This is a genomic window from Streptomyces sp. NPDC057616, from assembly GCF_042800575.1.
GTDB lineage: Bacteria > Actinomycetota > Actinomycetes > Streptomycetales > Streptomycetaceae > Streptomyces.
The window spans coordinates 260128-284754 of record NZ_JBHVGU010000005.1; the positions used below are offsets into that span (position 1 = coordinate 260128).

24 protein-coding genes are annotated in these 24627 nt (G+C 71.3%); 10 read left to right on the top strand and 14 right to left on the bottom strand.

Annotated features, from left to right (window positions below; all coding sequences use genetic code 11):
- Positions 1-15 precede the first annotated feature (15 nt).
- Positions 16-1029: a tryptophan--tRNA ligase gene (gene trpS / locus ACFU97_RS08290; RefSeq protein WP_384252523.1), complete on the top strand. Its 1014-nt coding sequence runs from the start codon at positions 16-18 to the stop codon at positions 1027-1029.
- A 137-nt stretch (positions 1030-1166) separates the two neighbouring features.
- On the top strand, positions 1167-1742 hold the full coding sequence (locus ACFU97_RS08295) for a 2'-5' RNA ligase family protein (RefSeq protein ID WP_384252526.1): 576 nt from the start codon (positions 1167-1169) through the stop codon (positions 1740-1742).
- Between the two features lie 16 nt (positions 1743-1758).
- Here the strand turns inward: ACFU97_RS08295 and ACFU97_RS08300 are convergent, their stop codons facing one another.
- The gene (locus ACFU97_RS08300; protein WP_384252529.1) at positions 1759-2514 is read right to left on the bottom strand and encodes a decaprenylphospho-beta-D-erythro-pentofuranosid-2-ulose 2-reductase; all 756 of its coding nucleotides are present in this window, start codon (positions 2512-2514) and stop codon (positions 1759-1761) included.
- 19 nt (positions 2515-2533) lie between these two features.
- Entirely contained in the window at positions 2534-3883 is a 1350-nt protein-coding gene (locus ACFU97_RS08305) for an FAD-binding protein (RefSeq protein ID WP_384252532.1), read from the bottom strand.
- A 194-nt stretch (positions 3884-4077) separates the two neighbouring features.
- Here ACFU97_RS08305 and ACFU97_RS08310 point away from each other — a divergent pair, with 194 nt between their 5' ends.
- A complete protein-coding gene (locus tag ACFU97_RS08310; protein ID WP_384252535.1) occupies positions 4078-4989 on the top strand; it encodes a YihY/virulence factor BrkB family protein in 912 nt (303 codons plus the stop codon).
- Here the strand turns inward: ACFU97_RS08310 and ACFU97_RS08315 are convergent.
- Complete coding sequence (locus ACFU97_RS08315; protein ID WP_384252538.1) at positions 4937-6211, bottom strand: D-alanyl-D-alanine carboxypeptidase family protein; 1275 nt, start codon at positions 6209-6211, stop codon at positions 4937-4939. The two genes, ACFU97_RS08310 and ACFU97_RS08315, sit on opposite strands and share 53 nt — an antisense overlap.
- A gap of 91 nt (positions 6212-6302) precedes the next feature.
- On the opposite strand from ACFU97_RS08315, the gene ACFU97_RS08320 reads away from it, so the two are divergent.
- The 4 genes from ACFU97_RS08320 to ACFU97_RS08335 all read left to right on the top strand — a co-directional run bounded on the left by ACFU97_RS08320 (position 6303) and on the right by ACFU97_RS08335 (position 10148).
- Complete coding sequence (locus ACFU97_RS08320; RefSeq protein ID WP_384252541.1) at positions 6303-6542, top strand: SCO4848 family membrane protein; 240 nt, start codon at positions 6303-6305, stop codon at positions 6540-6542.
- Positions 6543-6593: 51 nt separating this feature from the next.
- On the top strand, positions 6594-7877 hold the full coding sequence (locus tag ACFU97_RS08325) for a metallophosphoesterase (RefSeq protein ID WP_384252544.1): 1284 nt from the start codon (positions 6594-6596) through the stop codon (positions 7875-7877).
- 231 nt (positions 7878-8108) lie between these two features.
- A complete protein-coding gene (locus ACFU97_RS08330) occupies positions 8109-9650 on the top strand; it encodes an ABC transporter substrate-binding protein (RefSeq protein ID WP_384252547.1) in 1542 nt (513 codons plus the stop codon).
- Between the two features lie 96 nt (positions 9651-9746).
- Positions 9747-10148 carry an ATP-binding protein gene (locus ACFU97_RS08335; RefSeq protein WP_384252550.1) on the top strand — a complete coding sequence of 134 codons (402 nt, stop codon included), beginning with the start codon at positions 9747-9749 and terminating at the stop codon, positions 10146-10148.
- A gap of 349 nt (positions 10149-10497) precedes the next feature.
- Here the strand turns inward: ACFU97_RS08335 and ACFU97_RS08340 are convergent, their stop codons facing one another.
- Together ACFU97_RS08340 and ACFU97_RS08345 are read right to left on the bottom strand one after the other, a co-directional pair.
- On the bottom strand, positions 10498-11955 hold the full coding sequence (locus tag ACFU97_RS08340; RefSeq protein ID WP_384252553.1) for an ATP-binding protein: 1458 nt from the start codon (positions 11953-11955) through the stop codon (positions 10498-10500).
- Positions 11952-12641 (bottom strand): response regulator transcription factor, encoded by a 690-nt coding sequence (locus ACFU97_RS08345; protein WP_384252556.1) that lies wholly within the window; start codon positions 12639-12641, stop codon positions 11952-11954. The genes ACFU97_RS08340 and ACFU97_RS08345 overlap by 4 nt, the downstream gene beginning before the upstream one ends.
- A 166-nt stretch (positions 12642-12807) precedes the next feature.
- Here ACFU97_RS08345 and ACFU97_RS08350 point away from each other — a divergent pair, with 166 nt between their 5' ends.
- A complete protein-coding gene (locus ACFU97_RS08350; protein ID WP_384252724.1) occupies positions 12808-15213 on the top strand; it encodes an MMPL family transporter in 2406 nt (801 codons plus the stop codon).
- Between the two features lie 23 nt (positions 15214-15236).
- Here ACFU97_RS08350 and ACFU97_RS08355 read toward each other — a convergent pair whose 3' ends face one another.
- The 4 genes from ACFU97_RS08355 to ACFU97_RS08370 form a co-directional block, all read right to left on the bottom strand.
- The gene (locus ACFU97_RS08355) at positions 15237-15968 is read right to left on the bottom strand and encodes a TetR family transcriptional regulator (protein WP_384252559.1); all 732 of its coding nucleotides are present in this window, start codon (positions 15966-15968) and stop codon (positions 15237-15239) included.
- An 11-nt stretch (positions 15969-15979) separates the two neighbouring features.
- Positions 15980-16456: a thiol-disulfide oxidoreductase DCC family protein gene (locus tag ACFU97_RS08360; RefSeq protein ID WP_384252726.1), complete on the bottom strand. Its 477-nt coding sequence runs from the start codon at positions 16454-16456 to the stop codon at positions 15980-15982.
- A gap of 5 nt (positions 16457-16461) precedes the next feature.
- On the bottom strand, positions 16462-16857 hold the full coding sequence (locus ACFU97_RS08365) for a hypothetical protein (protein WP_384252561.1): 396 nt from the start codon (positions 16855-16857) through the stop codon (positions 16462-16464).
- 95 nt (positions 16858-16952) lie between these two features.
- Positions 16953-17363, bottom strand: coding sequence for a VOC family protein (locus ACFU97_RS08370; RefSeq protein WP_384252564.1), 411 nt, complete (start codon positions 17361-17363; stop codon positions 16953-16955).
- Between the two features lie 68 nt (positions 17364-17431).
- On the opposite strand from ACFU97_RS08370, the gene ACFU97_RS08375 reads away from it, so the two are divergent.
- Entirely contained in the window at positions 17432-17824 is a 393-nt protein-coding gene (locus ACFU97_RS08375) for a hypothetical protein (RefSeq protein ID WP_384252567.1), read from the top strand.
- Entirely contained in the window at positions 17824-20292 is a 2469-nt protein-coding gene (locus ACFU97_RS08380) for a DUF4132 domain-containing protein (protein WP_384252570.1), read from the top strand. The genes ACFU97_RS08375 and ACFU97_RS08380 overlap by 1 nt, the downstream gene beginning before the upstream one ends.
- 78 nt (positions 20293-20370) lie before the next feature.
- Here the strand turns inward: ACFU97_RS08380 and ACFU97_RS08385 are convergent, their stop codons facing one another.
- From ACFU97_RS08385 to ACFU97_RS08405, 5 genes are all read right to left on the bottom strand, one after another.
- Positions 20371-21132 carry a succinate dehydrogenase iron-sulfur subunit gene (locus ACFU97_RS08385; RefSeq protein ID WP_384252572.1) on the bottom strand — a complete coding sequence of 254 codons (762 nt, stop codon included), beginning with the start codon at positions 21130-21132 and terminating at the stop codon, positions 20371-20373.
- A complete protein-coding gene (gene sdhA / locus ACFU97_RS08390) occupies positions 21132-22886 on the bottom strand; it encodes a succinate dehydrogenase flavoprotein subunit (RefSeq protein WP_384252575.1) in 1755 nt (584 codons plus the stop codon). The genes ACFU97_RS08385 and sdhA overlap by 1 nt, the downstream gene beginning before the upstream one ends.
- A gap of 19 nt (positions 22887-22905) precedes the next feature.
- On the bottom strand, positions 22906-23388 hold the full coding sequence (locus ACFU97_RS08395) for a succinate dehydrogenase hydrophobic membrane anchor subunit (RefSeq protein ID WP_384252577.1): 483 nt from the start codon (positions 23386-23388) through the stop codon (positions 22906-22908).
- 5 nt (positions 23389-23393) lie between these two features.
- A complete protein-coding gene (gene sdhC / locus ACFU97_RS08400; protein ID WP_079061657.1) occupies positions 23394-23774 on the bottom strand; it encodes a succinate dehydrogenase, cytochrome b556 subunit in 381 nt (126 codons plus the stop codon).
- Positions 23775-23964: 190 nt separating this feature from the next.
- Positions 23965-24510 (bottom strand): 2-oxo-4-hydroxy-4-carboxy-5-ureidoimidazoline decarboxylase, encoded by a 546-nt coding sequence (locus ACFU97_RS08405; RefSeq protein ID WP_384252579.1) that lies wholly within the window; start codon positions 24508-24510, stop codon positions 23965-23967.
- Positions 24511-24627 lie beyond the last annotated feature (117 nt).

Here is a 24627-nt window from a genome sequence, read left to right on the forward strand (position 1 = left end):
GAGAGAATGATGAGCATGGCCTCTGATCGTCCCCGCGTGCTCTCCGGAATCCAGCCCACCGCAGGCTCGTTCCACCTCGGCAACTACCTCGGCGCCGTCCGCCAGTGGGTCGCCCTGCAGGAGTCCCACGACGCGTTCTACATGGTCGTCGACCTGCACGCGATCACGATTCCCCAGGACCCGGCGGAGCTGCGCGCGAACACCAGGCTGGCCGCCGCCCAGCTCCTCGCGGCCGGTCTCGACCCCGAGCGCTGCACGCTCTTCGTCCAGAGCCACGTCCCCGAGCACGCCCAGCTGGCCTGGGTCATGAACTGCCTCACCGGCTTCGGCGAGGCGAGCCGCATGACCCAGTTCAAGGACAAGTCCGCCCGGCAGGGCGCCGACCGCGCGAGCGTCGGCCTGTTCACCTACCCGATCCTCCAGGTCGCCGACATCCTGCTCTACCAGGCCCACGAGGTCCCGGTCGGCGAGGACCAGCGCCAGCACGTCGAGCTGACCCGCGACCTCGCCACGCGCTTCAACGGCCGCTTCGGCGAGACCTTCACGATCCCGAAGCCGTACATCCTCAAGGAGACGGCGAAGATCTACGACCTGCAGGACCCGTCGATCAAGATGAGCAAGTCGGCGTCCACGCCGAAGGGCCTGATCAACCTCCTCGACGACCCCAAGGCCACCGCGAAGAAGGTCAAGAGCGCGGTCACCGACACCGACACCGTCATCCGCTACGACGTCGAGAACAAGCCCGGCGTCAGCAACCTGCTCACCATCTACTCGACCCTGACCGGGAAGTCCGTGGCCGAGCTGGAGCGGGACTACGAGGGCAAGATGTACGGCGCGCTCAAGACGGACCTCGCCGAGGTCATGGTCGAGTTCGTGACGCCCTTCCGGGAGCGCACCCAGCAGTATCTGGACGACCCCGAGACGCTGGACGCGATCCTGGCCAAGGGCGCGGAGAAGGCGCGCGCGGTCGCCGCGGAGACCCTCGCCCAGGCGTACGACAAGGTCGGCTTCCTGCCCGCCAAGCACTGACGCGCGCCACCGCCCAGGGGCACCGCCCGGCAGAGCGCTGCACATCACTACGGTTGCGCGTGCCCACGACACTTCCGTAGCCGTACAGTCGATAGCCGACGGCCGAGAACAAATCCGTCACGACGACAGGAGACGACGTGGGGACCGTAACGATCGGCGTTTCGATCGCGGTCCCGGAGCCTTACGGCAGCCTGCTCCAACAGCTGCGCACGGGCTTCGGCGACGCCGCGGCTCACGGCATTCCCACCCACGTCACCCTGCTGCCGCCGACGGAGATCGACGGCGACGCCCTGCGGGCCGTGGAGGCGCATCTGACCGAGGTCGCCGCTGGCGGGCGGCCGTTCCCGATGCGGCTGTCCGGGACCGGCACCTTCCGCCCCCTGTCACCCGTCGTCTTCGTACGGGTCGACGAGGGCGCCGAGGCCTGTACCTGGCTGCAGAAGCAGGTCCGCGACGCCTCCGGCCCGGTGCCGCGGGAGCTCCAGTTCCCGTACCACCCGCACGTCACGATCGCGCACGGCATCGACGAGGAGTCGATGGACCGCGCCTTCGAGGAGCTCGCCGACTACCGCGCCGAGTGGTCGTGCACCGGCTTCGCGCTGTACGAGCAGGGCCCCGACGGCGTCTGGCGCAAGCTGCGCGAGTTCCCCTTCGGGAGCCCGATGGTGCCGCCCCAGGGCGGTCACGTGCGCGGCACCATCCCCAGCCACTGACGGCGGCCGTCGCCACTCAGACCGGCAGCCGCCGCAGCAGCGCCCGCGGCACGTGCCGCAGCACCGACATCACCACGCGCAGCCTGCCCGGCACCCACACCGTCTCCGAGCGCCGCCGCAGCCCCAGTTCGACGGCCGTGGCGACCGCCTCCGGGGTCGTCGCGAACGGCGCCTCGGGCAGACCCGCGGTCATCTTCGACCGGACGAACCCGGGGCGTACGACCATGACGTGCGCGCCCGTGCCGTACAGCGCGTCGCCCAGGCCCTGCGCGAAGGTGTCCAGGCCGGCCTTGCTGGAGCCGTAGATGAAGTTGCTGCGCAGCGCCCGCTCGCCGGCGACGGAGGAGAGCACCACCAGGGAGCCGTGGCCCTGTCCCTGCAGCGCGCTCGCGCTCACCAGGGCCGCCGACACCGCCCCGGTGTAGTTGGTCTGCGCCACGCGCACCGCGGCGGCCGGCTCGCGCTCGTCGCGTGCCTGGTCGCCGAGGATCCCGAAGGCGAGCAGCACCATGTCGACGTCGCCCTCGGCGAAGACCTTGCCGAGGACCGTCTCGTGGGAGCCGGGGTCGAGCGCGTCGAAGGCGACGGTGTGCACGTCGGCGCCGTGCCCGCGCAGCTGCTCGGCGGCCTGTTCCAGGGCGGGCGAGGGGCGTCCCGCCAGCCACACCGTGCGGGTGCGGCGGGCGATGAGGCGGCGCGCGGTGGCGAGCGCGATCTCGGACGTACCGCCGAGGACGAGCAGGGACTGGGGGAGGCCGAAGGCGTCCTTCACGACAGCAGCTCCTAGGTGCCTAGAGGGCGAGACGGCGGGACAGGTCCGAGGTGAACACCGCGCGCGGGTCGAGTGCGGCCCGCAGGGCCCGGAAGTCGTCGAGGCGCGGATACATCGCGGCGAGCAGGTCGGGGCGCAGCCGGGCGTCCTTGGCGAGGCAGACGCGCCCGCCGGCCGCGGCGACCTCCTCGTCGAGTCCGTCGAGGAAGGCGCCGAGGCCGGGCAGGCGGGCCGGCAGGGCGAGGGCGAGAGACCAGCCCGGCACGGGGAACGACAGCCAGCCCTCCCCGGCCTCGCCGAAGCGCTTGAGGACCGCCCCGGAGGCCGGGGAGCGCCGCTCGCCGATGCGGCGCACGATCCGGTGCAGCGTGTCCTCCTGGCCGTCCCCGACGACGCACTGGTACCGCACGAGGCCGCCGCGGCCGGGGGCGCGGCTCCAGTGGGGCGCGCCGTCCAGGGGACGGAGGAAGGCGGAGATGCCACGCAGTTCGCCGGTACGCACGCGTGGCGCCGTCCGGTACCGCAGCTCGTTGCACAGGGCCGGGGCCGGGCCGCCGAGCAGGCCCTCCGCGAACGGAGCGGCGGACAGGCGCCGGGTCCGGAATTCCAACGGAGCTCTCCGCGCGCGTGCCGGCAGCGCGTCGAGCGGGGCGTGGTCGCCGCGGGTGAGGACCGCGCGCCCCGTCACCGGGCCGCGGGCCCGAAGGTCGATCCAGGCGGCCGAGTAGCCGTAGAGGTGATCGGTGGCCGCCAGGCGCGCCAGCAGGTCGTCGAGGCCGGTGGTGCGCACCGTGTCGACCGACATCAGGGAGGTCTCCACCGGCAGCAGCCGGACGGTGGCCGTGAGGATCACCCCGGTCAGGCCCATGCCGCCGGTGGTCGCGTCGAACAGGGGCGTGCCCCGGCCGACCGCGCGGATCTCGCCGTCGGCGGTGAGGAGTTCGAGCGCGAGGACGTGGCGGGCGAAGGATCCGGCCACGTGGTGGTTCCGGCCGTGCACGTCGGCGCCGATCGCGCCGCCCACCGTCACATGGCCGGTGCCGGGCACCACCGGCACGAACCAGCCCAGCGGCAGCAGCACCTCCATCAGGCGGTGCAGCGAGACGCCCGCGTCGCACAGCACGGTGCCGCCGTCGGCGTCGATCGCGTGGATGCGGTCCAGGCCCGTCATGTCGAGCACGACTCCGCCGGCGTTCTGCGCGGCGTCCCCGTACGCCCGCCCCAGGCCCCTCGCGATGCCCCCGCGGACCCCGCAGCACCGGACCGCGGCCACGGCCTCCTCGTACGTCCTCGGACGGATCACACGGGCCGCGGAGGGAGCGGTGCGGCCCCAGCCCGTGAGGGTGACGGGAACGGTGTCGGCGGACATGACGGCGACCGTATCGTCCCTTTACGGGCGATCGGTTTTGAAACATGATGCTCATCCGCGAAATGGGTGATTAATGGGATGTCGTGCAATATTGCCGCGACATCGGCGGCCATGAGCGCGTACGGCGCCGTAACGCCGCAGTCCTTTCGGGGTACGCGCACATCGGGTGTCCGTACCGAGGGGAGAGTCGGATCATGGACTGGCTGAAGAAACTCCCCGTCGTCGGCCCGCTGGTGGCGCGGCTGATGCTCACGCACGCGTGGCGTTCGTTCGAGCGCCTGGACCGCGTGAAGTGGACCCGGCTGGCCGCCGCGATGACCTTCACCAGTTTCGTCGCGCTGTTCCCGCTGCTGACCGTGGGGGCCGCGGTCGCCGCCGCCACGCTCAGCGAGGAGCAGCAGAAGGACCTCCAGGACAAGATCGCCGAGCAGGTGCCCGGCATCTCCGACCAGCTCGACATCCAGGGCCTGGTCAACAACGCCGGCACCATCGGCCTGATCGCGGGCGCCGTCCTGCTGTTCACCGGCATCGGCTGGGCCGGTTCCATGCGCGACAGCCTGCGGGCGGTGTGGGAGCTGCCCGACGAGGACGAGAACCCGTTCGTGCGCAAGGCCAAGGACCTGGGCATCCTCGTCGGCCTCGGCGGCGCCGTCCTGATCACGCTCGCCACCTCCATCATCGCCTCCGCGATGGTGGGCTGGATCACCGAGCAGATCGGCCTCGACAAGAACGGCTGGGGCGGCGTGCTGCTCTACGTCATCGCCTTCGCCGTCTCGGTGTTCGCCGACTTCCTGCTGCTTCTGTACGTGCTCACCCTGCTGCCCGGCGTGGAGCCGCCGCGCCGCCGGCTGGCGGTCGCCGCGCTGACCGGCGCGATCGGCTTCGAACTGCTCAAGACGCTGCTCAGCGGCTATATGCAGGGCGTGGCGGCGAAGAGCATGTACGGCGCCTTCGGGGTGCCGGTGGCCCTGCTGCTGTGGATCAACTTCACCTCGAAGCTGGTCCTGTTCTGCGCCGCCTGGACGGCGACGCAGAGCAAGGAGGACGAGGACGTCACGGCCGAGACCGGCGGCGTACCAGATCCGGCAGCGGCCACCGGCGGTTGACCAGGAACGCGCCCGCGCCGAGCAGCACCAGCACACCTGCCGCTATGGCGAGGGCGACCCCCATGCCGCCGGCGGAGCCGTTCGCCGTGGAGCTCGCCACCGGGGCGCCCGAGGCGTCACCGGCGCCGCCCGCCTGACCCGAGGGGTTGGCCCCCGGCTGGGCGCTGGCCTGCGCGCTCCGCGGGGCGACCAGCGCGCCCACCGGCGTCGCCTTGCCGGACGCCTTGAAGCCCCAGTCGAAGAGCTTGGAGGCCTCCTTGTAGACCTCGTTGTGGTCGTTCTTCTCCGGATGCATGACGGTGACCAGCAGGACCCGGCCGTTGCGCTCGGCGACGCCGGTGAAGGTCGCGCCCGCGTTCGTCGTGTTGCCGTTCTTCACGCCCGCGATGCCCTGGTAGACGGGGGTGTCGTAGTCGCCGCTCAGCAGCCGGTTGGTGTTCTGGATCTCGAAGGACGGGCGTACCGTCTTGCCGCCCTTCTTGCCCTTCTTCGTCTCGCCCGGGAACTTGGCGCGCACCGTCGAGCAGTACTCGCGGAAGTCCTTCTTCTGCAGCCCGGAGCGGGCGAACAGGGTCAGGTCGTACGCCGAGGAGACCTGGCGCGGGGCGTCGTAGCCGTCGGGCGTGACGACGTTCGTGTCGAGGGCCTGGAGCTCCTGGGCGTGCTCGTTCATCTCCTTGACGGTGGTGTCGACGCCGTCGTTCATCGCCGACAGCACGTGCACGGCGTCGTTGCCGGAGCGAAGGAAGACGCCGAGCCACAGGTCGTGGACCGTGTAGGTCTCGCCCTCCTTTATCCCGACCATGCTGGAGCCGACGCCCATGCCGGCCAGGTCGGAGGGGACCACCTTGTGCTTGTCGGTCTTCGGGAACTTCGGCAGCACCGTGTCCGCGAACAGCATCTTCATCGTGCTCGCCGGAGGCAGCCGCCAGTGCGCGTTGTGCGAGGCGAGCACCTCGCCCGACTCGGCGTCCGCGACGATCCACGAGCGGGCGGTGATGTCCTTGGGGAGCACCGGGGCGCCGCTGCCGAGGCTCACCTGGGTGCCCGGCTCGCCGAGCCGGGCGCCGCCCACGCTCGACATGTGTGCCGGGGGAGTGGCCGACGGACTCGTGGAGGGGGACGGGGCCGCGAGGGCGGCGGGCGCGACCAGCGGGAGCGAGGACAGGGCGGCGGCGGTGACCAGCAGGGATCGCCTGACGGTCTTCTGGGGAGCGGACACGGACGGAAACGTACATGCCGTACGGCGGGAAGTCCCGCCTCCCACCCCACCCCGGACGCCGAACGGGACAGGCGGCGGTGATACTGAACGTATGAAGCTCAGTCGCCCCGTCTCCTGGTTCCTGCTCGCCTTCGGGGTGTGGAGCTGGGTCATCTGGGTCACTTTCGTCAAGAACCTGGTCAAGGACGGGAGCGGCCTCGCGTTCGACGACGGCCACCCGACGGCCTACTTCTGGGTGCACCTGACGCTCGCTGTCGTCTCCTTCGTATTGGGGACGGTCGTCGGGGTCATCGGGTTGCGTGGCCTGCGCGCTTTGCGTCAGACCTCATAAGCGGCGCATCCGGACACAACGGCAGAACCGGCAACGGGGGTCAACGGCACGGTGGTCATCGTCTTCGTCCTGGTCGGCCTGCTCGCGCTCGGCGTGCTCGTCGCGGCCAACTGGTACCTGTGGCGCCGCCTGTTCCGCGACACGACCGCACGGCCGGGCCCGGTGCGCCGGGCGGGCGCGGCACTGATCGCGGGCGGCTGGGTGCTGGCCGTCGGGGCGATCGTGGCCGAGCGCGCGGGTGCCCCGTTCCGGCTCCAGCAGGTCCTCGCCTGGCCGGGGTTCCTGTGGCTCGCGCTGTCGGTCTACCTCCTGCTGGCCGTCGTGGCGGGCGAGGTCGTACGGCCGCTGCTGCGCCGCGTGCTCGACCGGCGGGCGCGCGCCTCGGTGGACGTACCGCAGGCGCAGCGGGTTTCGGCCGGATCCGTACCCCCGCCGGGGCCCGAACCCGAACCCGAACTCGAACCAGAGCCTGCGGGCGAGTCCGGAGCCGGGCCCGTGCCGGGGTCCTCCGGGCAGCCCTCGCGCCGCCTGTTCGTCTCCCGTGTCGTCGCGGGCGCCGCCGCGGCCGCCGCGGTGGGCACCGTCGGGTACGGCACGTACGGCGTGCTGCGCGGCCCGCGTGTGAAGCGCGTCACCGTGCCGCTGGCCAAGCTCCCGCGCGCGGCGCACGGTTACCGCATCGCCGTGGTCAGCGACATCCACCTGGGCCCGATCCTCGGCCGGAGCTTCACGCAGAAGGTCGTCGACACGATCAACGCCACCCGGCCGGACATCGTCGCGGTCGTCGGCGACCTGGTGGACGGCAGTGTGCCGAACCTGGCCCCGGCGGCGGCCCCGCTGACGCAGCTGGAGGCGACCTCCTACTTCGTCACCGGCAACCACGAGTACTTCTCCGGCGCCGAGCAGTGGGTCGAGGAGGTGCGGCGGCTCGGCCTGCACCCGCTGGAGAACGCCCGGACCGAACTGCCCTTCTTCGACCTGGCCGGCGTCAACGACATCGCCGGCGAGAGCACCGGCCAGGGCCCCGACTTCGGCAAGGCGCTCGGCGACCGGGACACGTCACGCGCGTGCGTGCTCCTCGCCCACCAGCCGGTCCAGATCCACGACGCGGTCCGGCACGGCGTCGACCTCCAGCTCTCCGGCCACACCCACGGCGGCCAGCTCTGGCCCGGCAACTTCATCGCGGCGGCCGCCAATCCGACCGTCGCGGGCCTGGAGCGCTACGGCGACACGCAGTTGTACGTCAGCCGGGGCGCCGGCGCCTGGGGGCCGCCCACGCGCGTGGGGGCGCCGTCCGACATCACCGTGATCGAACTGGCCTCGACGCGGGCCTGACCCTCCCGGGCGGCCCGCGGTGACCGCTTGCGCGACCGCCCGGGGCGGACCCTGTGACCGTGCTGTGAAACGTCGCGGAAACCCCTTGCGGAAACTTCGGTCTCAACTCACCAAACTGCTCTTCCCTCAGTTGAAACACGTGTGATTAGGTGAGCCGCGCCACTAGGGGGTGGCGCATAGGGGTGGGTGCCCTTCGGGGCAGGGGAGGGCAAACCGATGCGTTCGGTTCGCATGCGCATTCTCGCGTCGCTTCTGGTACTTGCGGGCGTGGGAGTGGGTGGCTGGCAGCTGCTGCCGTCACAGGAGGACACCGGGAAGACCATCAGGGTCGGCACGACGGACGAGATCACGGCACTCGATCCGGCCGGCGCCTACGACGCGGGCTCCTGGGCGCTGTACAGCAACGTCTTCCAGTCACTGCTGACCTACGAGCCGGGCAGCGCCACGCCGGTGCCCGACGCGGCCCAGAGCTGCGGTTTCGTCGGCAGTGAACCGACCACGTACCGCTGCCGGCTGCGCACCGGGCTCACGTTCCCGAGCGGCCGCGCGATGACCGCGCAGGACGTCAAGTACTCCTTCGACCGGGTCCGGAGGATCAAGTCCGACGTCGGCCCGTCCTCGCTGTTCGGCACGCTTCACTCGGTGAGTGCGGACGGCCTGACCGTCACCTTCCACCTGTCCTCGCCGGACGCCACGTTCCCGTTCAAGGTGGCCACCGGCGCCGGCTCGATCGTGGACAGCGAGAAGTACCCGGAGGACGGCCTGCGCACCGGCACCGCCGTGGACGGCACCGGGCCGTACACCCTGGCGTCGTACGACAAGGGCAAGAAGGCCGTCCTCACGCCCAACAAGCACTACAAGGGCGCCCTCAAGAGCACGGGCCGGCCCGTCGACCTGCTCTACTACGTCGACCCGCAGGCCCTCGACAAGGCCTGGAACGGCAAGCAGGTCGACGTCGCCACCCGCCAGCTGCCGCCCAAGGTGCTGTCCGGGCTCTCGGCGAGCGACCCGCACCAGCGCCTGTCGGAGTCCGACAGCGCCGAGACCCGCAACCTCTACCTCAACACCCGGCCGGACTCGCCCCTGCACGACGTGCGGGTGCGGCGGGCCATGGCCTGGCTGATCAACCGCGAGCGGCTGGCCGCCACGGTGTACGAGGGGACCGTCGACCCGCTGTACTCGCTGATCCCGACGGGCATCACCGGCCACACCACGTCCTTCTTCGACGCCTACCCCCGGCAGGACGCGCAGAAGGCGAAGACCCTGCTCGCCGAGGCCGGCGTGACGACACCGGTCCGCTTCACCTACGCCTACGCCAAGAACCGCGGCGCCTCCGAGGCGGAGGCCACCGCCCTCAAGCAGCAGCTGGAGGCGAGCGGCCTGTTCAAGGTGACCCTCAAGGGCTACGAATGGACCGACTTCCAGGAGCGCTGGGCCGCAGGCAAGCTGGACGCGTACGCCGTCGGCTGGGTCGCCGACTACCCGGACCCGGACACCTTCGGCGCCCCGCTCGTCGGCACCGACAGCACCATGAACACCGGGTACAGCAGCAAGGCGGTCGACCAGCTGATCCGCACCAGCCAGTCGTACGCCGACCGCTCGGACGCCGCGACCGACTTCAGCAGTCTGCAGCAGGACGTCGCCCGCGACGTCCCGGTCATCCCGCTGTGGCAGGGCAAGGAGTACGTCCTCAGCAGCGAGGACGTCGGCGGCGGGCAGTATCTCGACGACGGCACCGGCGTGTTCCGGCTGTGGAGCCTCACCTGGATCTGACGTGAACTCACGGCGTCGGCATACGCCGGAGTGACGTCGCGCGCCCGCCCGACGCAGGACGATGTGGCGGAGGTGTGCGCACGGTGAGGAGCAGACGTGCTGAGACGCAACTCCTTCCGGCTGCCCCGGCATCCGGCTTCCGTCGGTCTCGCCCGGCACCGGGTCCGGGACCATCTGGCCGACTGGGGCCATCCGCCGGACGATCCGGCGCTGGCCGACGCGGTGCTGCTGGTGTCCGAGCTGGCGACCAACGTCGTACGCCACGGGCCGCTGCTGGAGCGGGAGTTCGAGGTGGCGGTGACCGCGCTGGCGGACGGGTCCTGTCTCATCGAGGTGTCGGACGAGGGCCGGCTCGAGCCGCGATTACGCGTCGTCGGCGACTGGGAGGAGGCCGGCCGCGGCCTGCATCTGGTGGAGAGCGTCGCGGCGGCCTGGGGGGTGTGGAGCCGCGGCCACCACGGCAAGACGGTGTGGGCGCTCGTGACGGCCAACGCCTGAACGACTGACCTTGGTGCGGCCAACGCCCCTGCCGCACCGGGATGTTGAGTCCGGGAGCCCCGCTGCCCGCCGACGGCGACGACAGCGGCACCGGGGCGAGCGGCCCGCAGGACGGGGTGAGCGGCCCGGCCCCCGCCCCGGCCCGTGAGGGGTGAACCACCAAGGCCGGTGGGCGCGTTGGCCCGCACAGTCAGGGCCAGGGGGCCGGGGGCCGGCCGGTCCTGCGGGCCCCCGGCCCGCCGGCCGTGACGGCCAACTCGCCGCCGGAGCTCGGCCGCCGGCCCCCGGTCCAGGCCCCTCGACCGTCGGCCTCGACCCGTCGGGCCCGTCGGGCCCGTCGGCCCGACGGTCACGGCCGGGCGGCCGCCCGCGCCGGGAGCGTGACCGTCACCGCCAGCCCCTCGCCCGGTGCCGTGCGCACCGCCACGTCCCCGCCGTGCGCCTGCACGACCCCCTGCACGATGGCCAGGCCCAGCCCGCTGCCCGCGCCCGTGCCGACCCGGAAGAAGCGGTCGAAGACGCGCGCCGCGTCGTCGTCGCACAGCCCCGGCCCCTCGTCCGCGACACACAGCCGGACGACCCCGTCCTCCCGCCCCACGTCCAGCCGCACCGGCACGTCCGCGGGCGTGTGGGTGCGGACGTTGCCCACCAGGTTGCCGAGCACCTGCCTGAGGCCCGACTCGTCCGCGTGCACCAGCAGCGCGCCGTCGGCGCCCACCGTGATGGGCCGCTCCGGCTGCTGCACCCGCAGGTCCTCGGCCGCGTCCCGCACCAGACGGCTCAGGTCGACGTTGCGGAAGCGCAGTTCGGGCTGCTGGTCGAGGCGGGCCAGGGTCAGCAGCTCGTCCACCAGCCGCCCCATGCGGTCCGTCTCCGCCAGCACCCGCTCCCAGGCGCGCTTGCGCTCGTCCGGATCGCTGAGCATGCCCTTGTCGTACAGCTGGAGGTAGCCGCGTATCGCGGACAGCGGGGTGCGCAGCTCGTGCGAGGCGTCGGCGACGAAGCGGCGCAGCTGGGCCGCGCTGCGCTCGCGCGTGCGGTACGCCGACTCGACCTGGTGGAGCATGGAGTTGAGGGCGAGCCGCAGCTGCTCGACCTCCTGCGTGGGATGGGTGCTGGAGGGCACGCGCAGGGTCAGGTCGCCCTCCGCGATCGCCGAGGACGTCTCCACCATGTCCTCCAGCGGCCGCATCCGCCGCCGCACGCTGAACAGCGTCAGACAGGCCAGCAGGACGAGGAGCAGACCGCCGACGGCGAAGTCCAGCTTGAGCGCCTTGCCCATGCCGTTGTGCAGGGCCTCGGTGGAGGTGGCCATCAGGACGTACGTGCCGTCGGCCAGCCGGACGGCGGTGACCCGGTAGGAGGTGCCGTGCACCTTCACGTCGTGCGGATCGGCGTCCCTGGCGAGGGCCGAGGCGTCGCCGACCGCGCGGGCCAGGCCGATCTGCGCCTCGGTGGGTTCGACGCCGAGGATGCCGACGGCGGTGCCCCGGCCGTTGACGGCCGTGTAGATCGAGTCCGGGGAGGAGCGCTCCTTGTCGGTGTCGTCCGGGACCAGCCGGTCGTGGACGAAGGCCAGGGCGCCCAGCGAGTCGATCTGGCGGACCGTGAGCTGCGAACCGCCCAGGGAGTCGCGCATCTTGGTCAGCTGGGAGTCGACCTGGTCGAGCAGGTAGTACCGCATGCCCATGAGGCTGATCGCGGTCGTCGCCACGATGCCGAGGGCGAGCAGCGCGACATTCGTCAGCGTCAGCTTGGCGCGCAGCGAGTGCATGCCGCGCTCGCAGTTCAGCCAGCGGATCCTCATGCCAGCCCGTATCCCACACCGCGCCGGGTGGTGATCACCGGCGGCCCGAGCGCCTCCAGCTTGCGCCGCAGATAGCTGATGTACGTCTCGACGACGGTGGACTCGGGCGGGGTGTGCTCGTACTGCCAGACGTGGCGCAGGAGTTGGTCCTTGGGCACGATCCGCCCGCCGTTGCGCACCAGGAAGCGCAGCAGCGCGTACTCGGTCGGGGTGAGCTCGACGCTGCGGCCGGCCCGGTGGACGCTGTACGTCGTCTCGTCCAGCTCCAGGTCGCCGTAGCGCAGCGGGGGCCGCTGCGGGAGCACGTCCGCCGGGCGGGTGCGGCGCAGCACCGCCGTGATCCGGGCGACCACCTCGTCGATGTTGAACGGCTTGGTGATGTAGTCGTCGCCGAAGCCGAGGGCGCCGACGATCTCGGCGGGCGAGTCGCGCGCGGTGAGGAAGACGAGCGCCAGATCGGGCTGCCGGTCGCGCAGTTCGCGACCCAGCGCCCGGCCGTCGCCGTCCGGCAGCATGACGTCGAGCAGCGCCGCGTCCGGCCGGGTGCGCCCGGCGAGCGCGAGGGCCTCGCGGACGCTGCCGGCGACCATCACCTCGAACCGGTGGTAGCGCAGGGCGATGGCGAGGACGTCCGCGATGCTCGGCTCGTCCTCCACCACCAGCACGGTGCCTGGAGCCGTCGTCATGTCCCCAGTATCGGGCGGACCGCCGGCGGCGGGGCCGGATCGGTCTTTGGAGTTCCTTGAGAGTCATGGCCCGGTCCGCCCGTGCGCGGGCGCCGCCCCCAATCCTGTTGCCCAGGACCTGGGGGACCGACCGACGACCGACAAGGAGCGTTTGATCGTGGCGGCATTGGCACGGTGGTGCTATCGGCACCGGCTGGTGGTCCTGTTCCTCTGGGTGGGGGCGTTGTTCGGCGTGGGCTTCTCGGCCTCGACGGCGGGCACGAACTACGCGAACGTCTTCTCCCTCCCCGACACGGACTCCAAGAGCGCGTACGACCTGATGCAGAAGGCCTTCCCGAGCACCTCGGGCGACACCGACACGGTGGTGTGGAAGGTCGACGGCGGCTCGGTGAAGGACCAGGCGGTCCGGACCCGCATCCAGCCGGCCCTCGACAAGATCGCGAAGATGTCCGGCGTCGGCGCGGTCACCAGTCCCTACGCGGGCGCCCAGGGGGCCGCGCAGATCAGCGGCGACGGCAGGATCGCCTACGCCCAGCTGACCTTCACCAAGCGCGCGAACGAGGTGCCCAAGGATCTCGTCCAGAACGTGGTCGACACCGCGCAGAACGCCGAACGCGGCGGACTCCGGGTCGAGTTGGGCGGCCAGGCCATCCAGCGCATCCAGGAGCCGCCACAGGGCCTGTCGGAGATGGTCGGCATCGTCGCCGCGGCCGTCGTGCTGTTCCTGGCCTTCGGCTCGCTGTTCGCGATGCTGCTGCCGATCGCGATAGCCGTCTTCGGCGTGGGCATGGGCCTGTTCTCCACCCAGCTGCTCAGCCACACCACCGACGTCCCCGACATCGCCCCGCTGCTCGCCTCCCTGATCGGCCTCGGCGTCGGCATCGACTACGCCCTGTTCATCGTCACCCGGCACCGGCGCGGCATCCAGCGGGGCATGGACCCCGAGGAGTCGGCGGTCACGGCCCTCAACACCTCCGGCCGGGCGGTGCTGTTCGCGGGCGGCACGGTCTGCATCGCGCTCGCCGGCATGCTCGTGACGCGGCTGCGCTTCCTGGAAGGCGTCGTCGTCGGCACCTCGCTGACCGTGGTGCTGAGCGTCCTGGCGGCCACGACCCTGCTCCCGGCCCTGCTCGGCCTCCTCGGCCCGCGCGTGCTCAGCCGCCGCCAGCGGCGCCGGCTGGCCGCGAACGGGCCCGAGACGGAGACGGCGAGCGGGCTCGCCGCCCGCTGGTCGCAGAACGTCCAGAAGCGCCCGCGCAGGATCGCCGCGCTCGCCCTGGTCGTCATGGCCGTGCTCGCCGTCCCGGTGCTGTCCCTGCGCCTCGGTGCGACCGACCAGGGCAACGACGACGCGTCGACGACCACCAGGAAGGCGTACGACCTGCTCGCCGAGGGCTTCGGGCCCGGCTTCAACGGACCGCTCCAGGTGGTCAGCGTCAGCGGGGACACGGCCACCCTGGTCAAGGGCATCGACGCGACCCCGGGGGTGGCCCGGGTCGCCCCGCTGCCGCCCGCCAAGGGCGTGACGGTGATCCAGGTCGTACCGACGACGTCACCGCAGTCGAAGCAGACGGACGACCTGATCGACACCCTGCGCAACGAGGTGATCCCGAAGGCGGGCGCCGAGGCGCACGTGGGTGGGGTGACCGCGGTGTCCAAGGACTTCGCGTCGGTGACGGGCGACCGTCTGCCCCTGTTCATCGCCACGATCATCGGCCTCGGTTTCCTGCTCCTGCTGGTCGCCTTCCGCTCGCTCGTGGTGCCGCTGACGGCCGCCCTGATGAACCTGATCGCCGCGGCGGCCTCCTTCGGGGTGCTCGTCGCGATCTTCCAGTGGGGCTGGGGCCTGGACCTGCTCGGCCTCGGCAAGGAGGGACCGATCAACGCCTTCCTGCCGGTGATCATGCTGTCGCTGCTCTTCGGGCTCTCGATGGACTACCAGGTGTTCCTGGTCAGCCGGATGCACGAGGAGTGGGTGCACACGCGGGACAACGCGCGCGCGGTGCGCGTGGGCCTCGCCGAGACCAGCCGGGTCATCAACAGCGCCGCCCTGATCATGGTCTGCGTGTTCCTGGCGTTCGTCCTCAGCGGCGACTCGGGGGCGGCGATGGCGGGCGTCGGCCTCGCGGCGGCGGTCGCGCTGGACGCCTTCATCCTGCGTACGGCGCTGGTGCCGGCCGCGATGCATCTGCTCGGCAACTCCAACTGGTGGCTGCCGGGTTGGCTGGAGAAGCGGCTGCCGCACCTGGCGGTCGAGCCGAAGGAGGAGGCGCTGGAGGCGCCGTCCCCGCAGGGCCCCGCCTCGGCGGTCCACGGCTTCGTCCGCACCGCCGACGGTGAGCCGGTCGACGGCGCCTCGGTGACGCTGCTGTCGAAGGGCGGCCGTCAGCTGGACCGGGTGACGTCCCTGGCGGACGGCTCGTACATCGTGTCGGTGCCCGCGCCGGGGACCTACCTCCTGGCGACCACGGCCGCGGCGTACGGGTCGCGGGCCGCGCACCTGGTGGTGGCCGAGGGCCCGCTGGTGTTCGACGTGGAGCTGGCGGAGGGCGAGGTGGACGCGGTGAACTGACCGCGTCCCGGGCGGAACACGCCCTAGGACCTGCCGGGGGTGGGGAGCACCTTCGTCATCCCCGGCAGGAAGTCCGTGAACAGCTCGTGCACCTCCCGCACCAGCGGCCGCAGCACCCGGAAGCGGGCCAGGGAGACGCCCCGGGCGGTCAGCCGGGCCCCCCGCTCGGCGAGCCGGTAGCTGCGCTCCCGGCCTTCCGTGCGGTCGAAGATCCAGTACAGGACCAGGCCCATCTGGGAGAGCCACATCAACTCGGGCAGGACGTCCCGCAGTTCCTCCGGGACCTTGGTCTTCGTGGCCCCCGCGAGCACCTCCCGGTGGATGGAGATGGCCTCCTCGCGCGCGTGCTCCGACTCCTCGGAGAACGGGCTGAGCGGGCTGTCCGGGTCGGCGGCGTTCTTGAAGAACTGGACCGCGAACTCGTGGTACGGCGTCGCGATGTCCAGCCACACCCGCAGCACGCCCGCGAGCCGGGCCTCCAGGTCTGTCTCCCGGTCCAGGACCTCCCGGACCGCCACCCGGTGCTCGGCGGCGATCCGGTCGTAGAAGCCCTGGATCAGGTGTTCCTTGCCCGCGAAGTAGTAGTACGCGTTGCCCACGGAGACGCCGGCCTCCGTGGCGATGGCCCGCATCGTCGTCTTGTCGTAGCCGCGCTCCTGGAACAGCCGCATCGCGGTCTCCAGGATCAGCGCGCGGGTCTGCTCGGACTTGGTGGGGTTGGCGCCCTCGTCGGGGCCGTCGTTCTTCGCAGGCACGGAACGAGAGCCTAAGGGGTGACGCACGTACCGCTGTCGCAGCCCGGTGCGATGTACCGCCAGCCCGTCCCCGGGTCGTACCGCCAGCCGTCCTGGCGGCTGTACGCCCGACCGCCCCACTGCCCGCCCCGCCACCTCGCCGCCGCGAGCACCGCGCCCTTGGCGAGCTTCGCGCCCGCCGGGGTGCTGAGCCGGTGGGCGAGCGCCCGGTGCTCGCGCAGCGCCCACAGGGTGACGATCCAGGCGGCGGCGCCCCGGTAGACCTGCCCCGCGTCGCCCACGGCGGTGATGTCGTCGAGGGTGGCGCGGTGGTCGAGGGCGGGGAAGCGCCGCCGGGCCTGCTCCGAGCCCGCGGGCACGAGCTCCAGCGGCACGAGCTGCGGCTGCCGGGTGAGCCACTCGCGCAGGAACGTGCACAGCGAGCACTCGGCGTCGTACAGGAGGGTGAGCCGGCGGACCGGGACCCGGTCCGCCGCGGTGGCGCCCACGTTCCTCACGCCCCGACCCAGTCCTGCGGCGCGACCGGGGGCACCTGCTCGCGCTCCAGCGCCCCGCGCCGCCGGATCTTGTTGAGGACGTACACGTTGCCCAGGTGCATCACGCCGAGCACCAGCAGCACCACACCGAGCTTGGTCGACAGGGTCTCGAAGATCCCCCGGGTGTCCTCGACGGTCCCGTCGCCGCTCAGGTACAGGGCGACGAAGCCGAGGTTGACCAGGTAGAAGCCGACCACCAGGAGGTGGTTCACGGCCTCGGCGAGCTGCTCGTTCCCCTTCAGCACGTCGGCCAGGAAGATCCGTCCGTTGCGGCTGAGCGTGCGGGCCACCCAGACGGTCAGCGCGATGCTGACCAGCAGGTAGATGACGTAGGCGACGACCGTGCGGTCCATGCCCCCACCCCTTCTTGAACGTGTTCAAAAAGCTGACGGGGATGACTCTAGACCCATTTTTGAACGTGTTCAACCAGAGAGGGGGAGCGGGTGGCTCAGGGGCGGCGGCCCAGCTCCGGGCGCTTGCTGTAGTCGGTGAACCCGACGACGTTTCCCCACGGGTCGGCGATCTCCACCGTCCAGCCGGTGGCCACGGCGAAGGGCTCGTCGAGCGGGGTGATGCCGGCCGCGGCGAGGGTGCGCGCCGCCGCCCGGGCGTCGGCCACCTCGATCCACAGGCGCGCCGAGGGCCAGGGCGGCGGTCTGTGCCCCAGCCCCTCCTCCTGGCGCAGCAGGACGCCGGGTGTCTCGCCCCCGGCCTTCAGCAGTGCGATCCCGGCCTCGTCGAACCGGAACCCCACCGAGAATCCGGCGCTCTCGTAGAAGCCGACCGCCGTGCCGAGGTCGCCGACGGGCAGCAGGACGTTGTCGAATCCGAGCAGTTCGTACGACTGGTCATCTGACATACCGTCAGAATAGGTGGGGTGATCGCCGGAACCGGTGATTGTCAGTGGTGCCCTTTACTGTCGGCGGCATGGCAATCGTGATGTTCGTCGACGAGACGACGGCGGGGGAGCGCGGCGCGGGCCGGGAGCTCGAGATCGCCGAGGAGCGGCTCACCGTGGGCGAGTTGATCCGGCGCCGCGTGTTCCAGGAGGTCGCCGAGTACAACGCGCGCACGCCGCAGGTCTTCCAGGGACTCGTGCAGCCGCAGGACACCGAGCGCGTGCTGAACGGCTATGCGCTGCGCACGCCCCGCCGGATCGACCCCGAGGCCCAGACGGAGCTGGCCCTGAAGGCGTTCGCGGGCAACGGCTTCCTGCTGCTGGTGGGAGACCGCCAGGTCACCGGGCTCGACGAGCAGGTCGAGCTGCCGCCCGGCACCGAGGTGACGTTCCTGAAGCTCGTGCCGCTGGTGGGTGGCTGATGGCCCGCGACACGCCGCGCTCCCACACCCAGCTCGTGCGCAACGAGATCGAGGCCGGCAACATCGGCAGGCTGGCGGACCGCCTCCTGAGGACGTCGGTCACCAACAAGGGCAACTGGAACGGCGGTTGGGCCGACATCCTCGATCTCGTACGGGGCCTGCCCGCGGCCGGGAGCGACCGGCTCGCGCAGGCGCTCCTCGACCGCTTCCGCTCGCTCGGCGAGGAGTCGGAGGTCCGGCACAACCTGCTGGTCCTGTTCGGCCTCGCCGGCCTCGACCTGCCCGGGGACCCGCTCGCCGCCGAGCGCCGGACCGCGCTGGAGCGCCTCGCCGAGAGCCCCTCCTACTGGTACGCCAACCGCTACGACGTCCTCGCCGAGGCCGAGCTCGCCGCCGGCCGCACCCTGCCGCCCGCCGTCGTCGCCGTCTTCCGCCGCACGGCCATGGACGCCTACCGCTTCAGGGAGCTGGCCGACCTGGCCAACAAGCTCAGCGAGCCCGTCCTCAACGTCGGCGAGGAGTGGGCCGAGCGGGCGATGGCGGACGCCACCGGCCCCGAGGAGCAGGCGCTTGTCGAGCACGCCCTCACCGCGACCGCCGCCAGGCCGAACGCCGCATGGGACCGGCGCGCCCGCACCCTGATCGACGCCCTCGGCGCCGACCGCGTCCGCACCTCGGTGCTGTCCTGGCTGGCCCTCGTCGGCCGCCCCCGCACCCTCCCGCTGACCCGCCTGCTGTACGGGCCGGACGTCGCCCACGCCTACGACCCCTACAACGCCAACGCCCTGCGCGGCCTCGCCTGGCTGCTCTCCCTGCTCCCGCCGCACCCGGAGACGGCGCGCGCCCTCGGCGCCCTCGTCGAGACCTCCCTCAAGAAGGTCGCCGGGATCGGCCCGCGCAACCCGAAGGTCGCGAACGCCGCGGTCAACGCGCTGGCCCGCATCGACGGCGAGGCGGCCCTCGCCGAACTGGCCCGGCTCGGCACCCGCGTCACGTACAAGGGCACCCTCAAGCTGCTGAACGCCGCGCTGGACGCGCGCGCCGAGGCGATGGGCCTCGGGCGCGAGGAGATCGAGGAGCTGGCCGTGCCGGCGTACGGCCTGACGGAGGTCGGCCGTGCGCGCCACGCGCTCGGCGAGGTGACCGCCCTGGTCGACGTGCACGGCACCAAGGCCCGGTTGACCTGGCGCAACGCGGCGGGCAAGGCCGTCAAGAGCGTCCCGGCGACGGTGCGGCGCGACCACGCCGAGCAGCTCAAGGAGCTGAAGGCGGCGGTCAAGGACATCGACAGGATGCTCGCCGCGCAGAGCGAGCGCCTGGACCGCCAGTTCCTCGCCCGCCGCACCTGGACCTACGCCGCCTGGCGCGAGCGCTACCTCGACCACCCCCTGGTCGGCACGCTGGCCCGCCGCCTGCTGTGGACGATCGACGGCAGGACGGCCGGCTACGCGGACGGCGCCCTGCGCACCCTCACCGACGACCCGGTCACCGAAGGCACCGAGGTGCGCCTGTGGCACCCGGTGGGCCACGAGACCGCACAGATCGTCGCCTGGCGCGACTGGCTGGAGCGGCACGCCGTCACGCAGCCGTTCAAGCAGGCCCACCGCGAGGTGTACCTCCTCACGGACGCCGAGCGCACGACGGGCACGTACTCCAACCGCTTCGCGGCGCACGTCCTGCGCCAGCACCAGTTCCACTCCCTGGCCGCCGTCCGCGGCTGGCGCAACAAACTGCGCCTGGCCGTCGACGACTCGGCACCGCCCGCCGTCCGCGAGCTCCCCCGGTGGGGCCTGCGCGCCGAGTACTGGATCGAGGGCGACGGCGGCGAGCACCACGAGGACATCACCGAGTCCGGCTCCTACCTCCGCCTGCGCACCGACCAGGTCCGCTTCTACCCGATCGACGCCCCGGAGAACTCGGCGCACTGCGCCGGCGGCGAGTACGAGATGTGGCTGCGGGACGGCTCGGACCCGGTGGACCCGCTGCCCCTGAGCGGCATCCCGCCCCTGGTCCTGTCCGAAGTCCTGCGCGACGTGGACCTCTTCGTCGGCGTGGCGAGCGTGGGCAACGACCCGACCTGGCAGGACGGCGGCCCGGACGGCCGCTTCCGCGAGTACTGGTCCGGCTACAGCTTCGGCGAACTGGGCGAGAGCGCCCGCACGCGCCGCGCCCTGCTGGAGCGCCTCATACCGAGGCTGGCCATCGCCGGCCGCTGCACGCTGCGGGGCCGCTTCCTGCACGTGACGGGCGAACGCCACACGTACAAGATCCACCTGGGCTCGGGCAACATCCTGATGAGCCCCAACGACCAGTACCTGTGCATCGTCCCGAAGGCCGGCCCGTCGTCCTCGCCCACGGGCTACCTGCCGTACGAGGGCGACCGCATGCTGGCGGTGATCCTGTCCAAGGCGATGCTGCTGGCCGACGACACGACGATCACGGACCCGGCGATCCTCAGCCAGCTGTGAGACCCACGGCGGACGCGCGAGGGCCCCGCCCCGGTGCAAGACCGGAGACGGGGCCCGTCCCACGCGGGGGAGTGGAGCTCAGAAGCGCCGGGTGATCAGCGCCCGCTTGACCTCCTGGATCGCCTTGGTGACCTCGATGCCGCGCGGGCAGGCGTCCGTGCAGTTGAAGGTCGTGCGGCAACGCCACACGCCGTCACGGTCGTTGAGGATCTCCAGGCGCTGCTCGCCGGCCTCGTCACGCGAGTCGAAGATGAAGCGGTGCGCGTTGACGATGGCCGCGGGGCCGAAGTACTGGCCGTCGTTCCAGAAGACCGGGCACGAGGACGTGCAGGCGGCGCAGAGGATGCACTTCGTCGTGTCGTCGAACCGCGCGCGGTCCTCCGCCGACTGCAGACGCTCGCGCGTCGGCTCGTTGGTGTCCTTCGTGACCAGGAACGGCATCACGTCCCGGTACGCCTGGAAGAACGGGTCCATGTCGACGACCAGGTCCTTGAGGACCGTCAGGCCCTTGATGGGCTCGACCGTGATCGGCTTCTCGGGGTTGATGTCCTTGATCAGCGTCTTGCAGGCAAGGCGGTTCTTGCCGTTGATCCGCATGGCGTCGGAGCCGCAGATGCCGTGCGCGCAGGACCGGCGGAACGTCAGCGTGCCGTCGACGTCCCACTTGATCTTGTGCAGGCCGTCGAGGACGCGCTCCTTGGGGTCGATCTCCAGCTGGAAGTCTTCCCAGGTCGCCTCGGCCGAGACCTCGGGGTTGAAGCGGCGGACACGGAAGGTGACCGTGATGTAGGGGGACGCCGCGGACTCCGCCTCCACCTTGTCCAGAACAGGGGTTGCCATCAGTACTTACGCTCCATCGGCTGGTAGCGGGTCTGGACGACCGGCTTGTAGTCGAGACGGATGGACTCGGTGCCGTCGTCGCCCACCTCGCGGTACGCCATGGTGTGGCGCATGAAGTTGACGTCGTCGCGGTTGGGGTAGTCCTCGCGGTAATGACCACCGCGGGACTCCTTGCGGGCCAGGGCGGACACGGCCATGACCTCGGCCAGGTCGAGCAGGTTGCCCAGCTCGACGGCCTCCAGCAGGTCCGTGTTGAACCGGCGGCCCTTGTCCTGGATCGCGACGTTCTTGTAGCGCGCGCGCAGCTCGGCGATCTTCTCGACGGCCGTCTTGATCGTCTGCTCGGTGCGGAACACCATGACGTTCGCGTCCATGGTCTCCTGCAGCTCGCGGCGGATGTTCGCCACGCGCTCGGTGCCCGTCGACGTCCGCAGGTGCTCGACCTGGTCGATCACGAGCTGCGCCGGGTTGTCCGGCAGCTCGACGTAGTCCGCCTTCTGGCTGTACTCCGCCGCCGCGATGCCGGCCCGGCGGCCGAACACGTTGATGTCCAGCAGCGAGTTGGTGCCCAGGCGGTTGGCGCCGTGCACCGACACGCAGGCGACCTCGCCGGCCGCGTACAGGCCCGGGACGACGGTGGTGTTGTCGATCAGGACCTCACCCTCGACGTTCGTCGGGATGCCGCCCATCGCGTAGTGCGCGGTCGGCTGGATCGGGATCGGGTCCGTGTAGGGCTCGATGCCGAGGTAGGTGCGCGCGAACTCCGTGATGTCGGGCAGCTTCGCGTCGAGCTGCTCCGGCGGGAGGTGCGTGAGGTCGAGGTAGACGTGGTCGCCCTCGGGACCGCAGCCGCGGCCCTCGCGGATCTCCGTGTAGATGGAGCGGGAGACGACGTCACGGGACGCGAGGTCCTTCATGACCGGCGCGTACTTCTCCATGAAGCGCTCGCCGTCCTTGTTGCGGAGGATGCCACCCTCACCGCGGGCGCCCTCCGTCAGCAGGATGCCCATGCGCCAGATGCCGGTCGGGTGGAACTGGAAGAACTCCATGTCCTCCAGCGGCAGCCCGCGCCGGTACACGGCCGCCTGGCCGTCACCGGTCAGGGTGTGCGCGTTCGACGTCACCTTGAAGAACTTGCCGCAGCCGCCGGACGCGTAGATCACGGCCTTCGCCTGGAAGACGTGGATCTCGCCGGTCGCCAGCTCGTAGGCCACCACGCCGGCCGACCGCTTGACGCCGTCGACCTCGGTGATCAGCTGGTCCAGGACGTAGAACTCGTTGAAGAACTCCACGCCCTCCTTGACGCAGTTCTGGTACAGCGTCTGGAGGATCATGTGGCCGGTGCGGTCGGCCGCGTAGCAGGAGCGGCGGACCGGGGCCTCGCCGTGGTTGCGGCTGTGACCGCCGAACCGGCGCTGGTCGATCGTGCCGTCGGGCGTCCGGTTGAACGGCAGGCCCATCTTCTCCAGGTCGAGGACCGAGTCGATGGCCTCCTTCGCCAGGATCTCGGCGGCGTCCTGGTCGACCAGGTAGTCACCGCCCTTGACCGTGTCGAAGGTGTGCCACTCCCAGTTGTCCTCCTCCACGTTGGCGAGCGCGGCGGCCATGCCGCCCTGCGCCGCGCCCGTGTGGGAGCGGGTGGGGTACAGCTTGGTCAGCACGGCGGTGCGGCTGCGCTTCGTCGACTCGATGGCCGCGCGCATGCCGGCGCCGCCGGCGCCGACGATGACGGTGTCGTACTTGTGGATCTTCATGATTCTCGCAGCCCCGTGCCTAGCGGATGTTCGGGTCGAAGGTGAAGATCACCAGCGTGCCCAGCAGGATGGTGAACACCGTGGCGGTGTAGAGCAGGGCCTTCAGCCACAGCCGGGTGTTCGCGCGCTCCGCGTAGTCGTTGATGATCGTGCGCAGGCCGTTGGCGCCGTGCAGCATCGCGAGCCACAGCATCAGGAGGTCCCACACCTGCCAGAAGGGGGACGCCCAGCGGCCGGCGACGAAGGCGAAGCCGACCTTCGAGACGCCGCCGTCCAGCACCAGCTGGATCAGCAGGTGGCCGATGACCAGGACCACCAGGACGACGCCGGACAGGCGCATGAAGAGCCAGGCCGCCATCTCGAAGTTGCCCCGGGTCGACTTCGGGGTCTTCTTGGTGCGCTTGCGCGGGGCCTCGATGAGGGGCGCCGGGTTGTCGACCGTGTAGACGGAGTCGCCTTCGACGGGGCCGATCCCGGACGCGGGGGTTTCAGTGGTCGCCATCGGTGTCAGCTCCCGAACAGTTCACGAGCGGCGTGGCCGAGGACGGGGTAGATCGCCCCGAGCATCAGCACGACCCAGATGCCTACGACGGACCAGAGCATCTGCTTCTGGTAGCGCGGGCCCTTCGACCAGAAGTCGACGGCGATGACGCGCAGGCCGTTCAGTGCGTGGAAGAGGATGGCCGCGACGAGGCCGTACTCCAGCACAGCCACGATCGGGGTCTTGTACGTGGCTACGACCTTGTCGTAGTCCTCGGGGGAGACACGAACGAGAGCGGTGTCCAGCACGTGAACGAACAGGAAGAAGAAGATGAGGACGCCGGTGACTCGGTGAGCCACCCAGGACCACATTCCTTCCCGGCCGCGGTACAGCGTTCCAGCCGGCACGGAAGTCCCTCCGGGAGCGGGGATTGGGGCCGCGCCGGCTTGTGCTGTCGGTCGGGCCCGGCCGGGTACGGTCCACCGGCCCCCAGCATCGTACTCAGGCGCCGCCGCCGGGCTTACGTCGGGCCTACCGGTGTGATCAAAGTGGCACGCGTATGGGTTAGAGGGGCGGCTTCCGGGACGGTGTGCCCCGCTATGGACCGACTGCGCCCCTGAGCAGCTGCACCAGGCGGTCCTTCGCGTGGCGCCGCAGCTCCTCGGCCGCCACCACGCGCTCCTCCTCCGGGTCGTTCGCCAGGCGGGAGCGGATGCCCTCGAGGATGCGGTCGAGGTACTCGCCGGGGGGCGCGTCGCCGACGTAGATGACGAAGGAGTGGCCGAAACGGGCCTCGTAGGCGGCGTGGGCCGCGCTGAGCGCCGTGTGGGCCGCCGCGTACGTCTCGTCCGGAAGGGCCGGCCAGGCCTCGCCGGCCAGCGCCTCCGACAGGTCGGCAGGGGAGAGGTCGTAGGCGGCCTCGTCGGAGGCGGCGAGGAGGGAGCCGAGGTCCGGGTAGGGGCGGTGGGCCGCCACCCGGTGGGCCCAGCTGAGGCTGCGGAGGCAGGAGAGCAGCAGGCGCCGCGCCTCGTCGGTGGGCGCGGTGTTGAACTCCCGCAGCCCCCTCGGGGACGGTGGAGTGCGCGTCTGCTCGGGCAGCGCCGGTATGGCGGCGACTCGGCCAGGAAAATGTGTGGGCGTCACGTGGGTTTCGGCTGAGGAAGCTGTGGGAGGTGTGACGTCACGTTATCGAGAGTGGGCATGACGTGTCCGACGGATGCCCGAATTTCACCCGGAGGGGAGAGTTTCGGAACGTGTGGT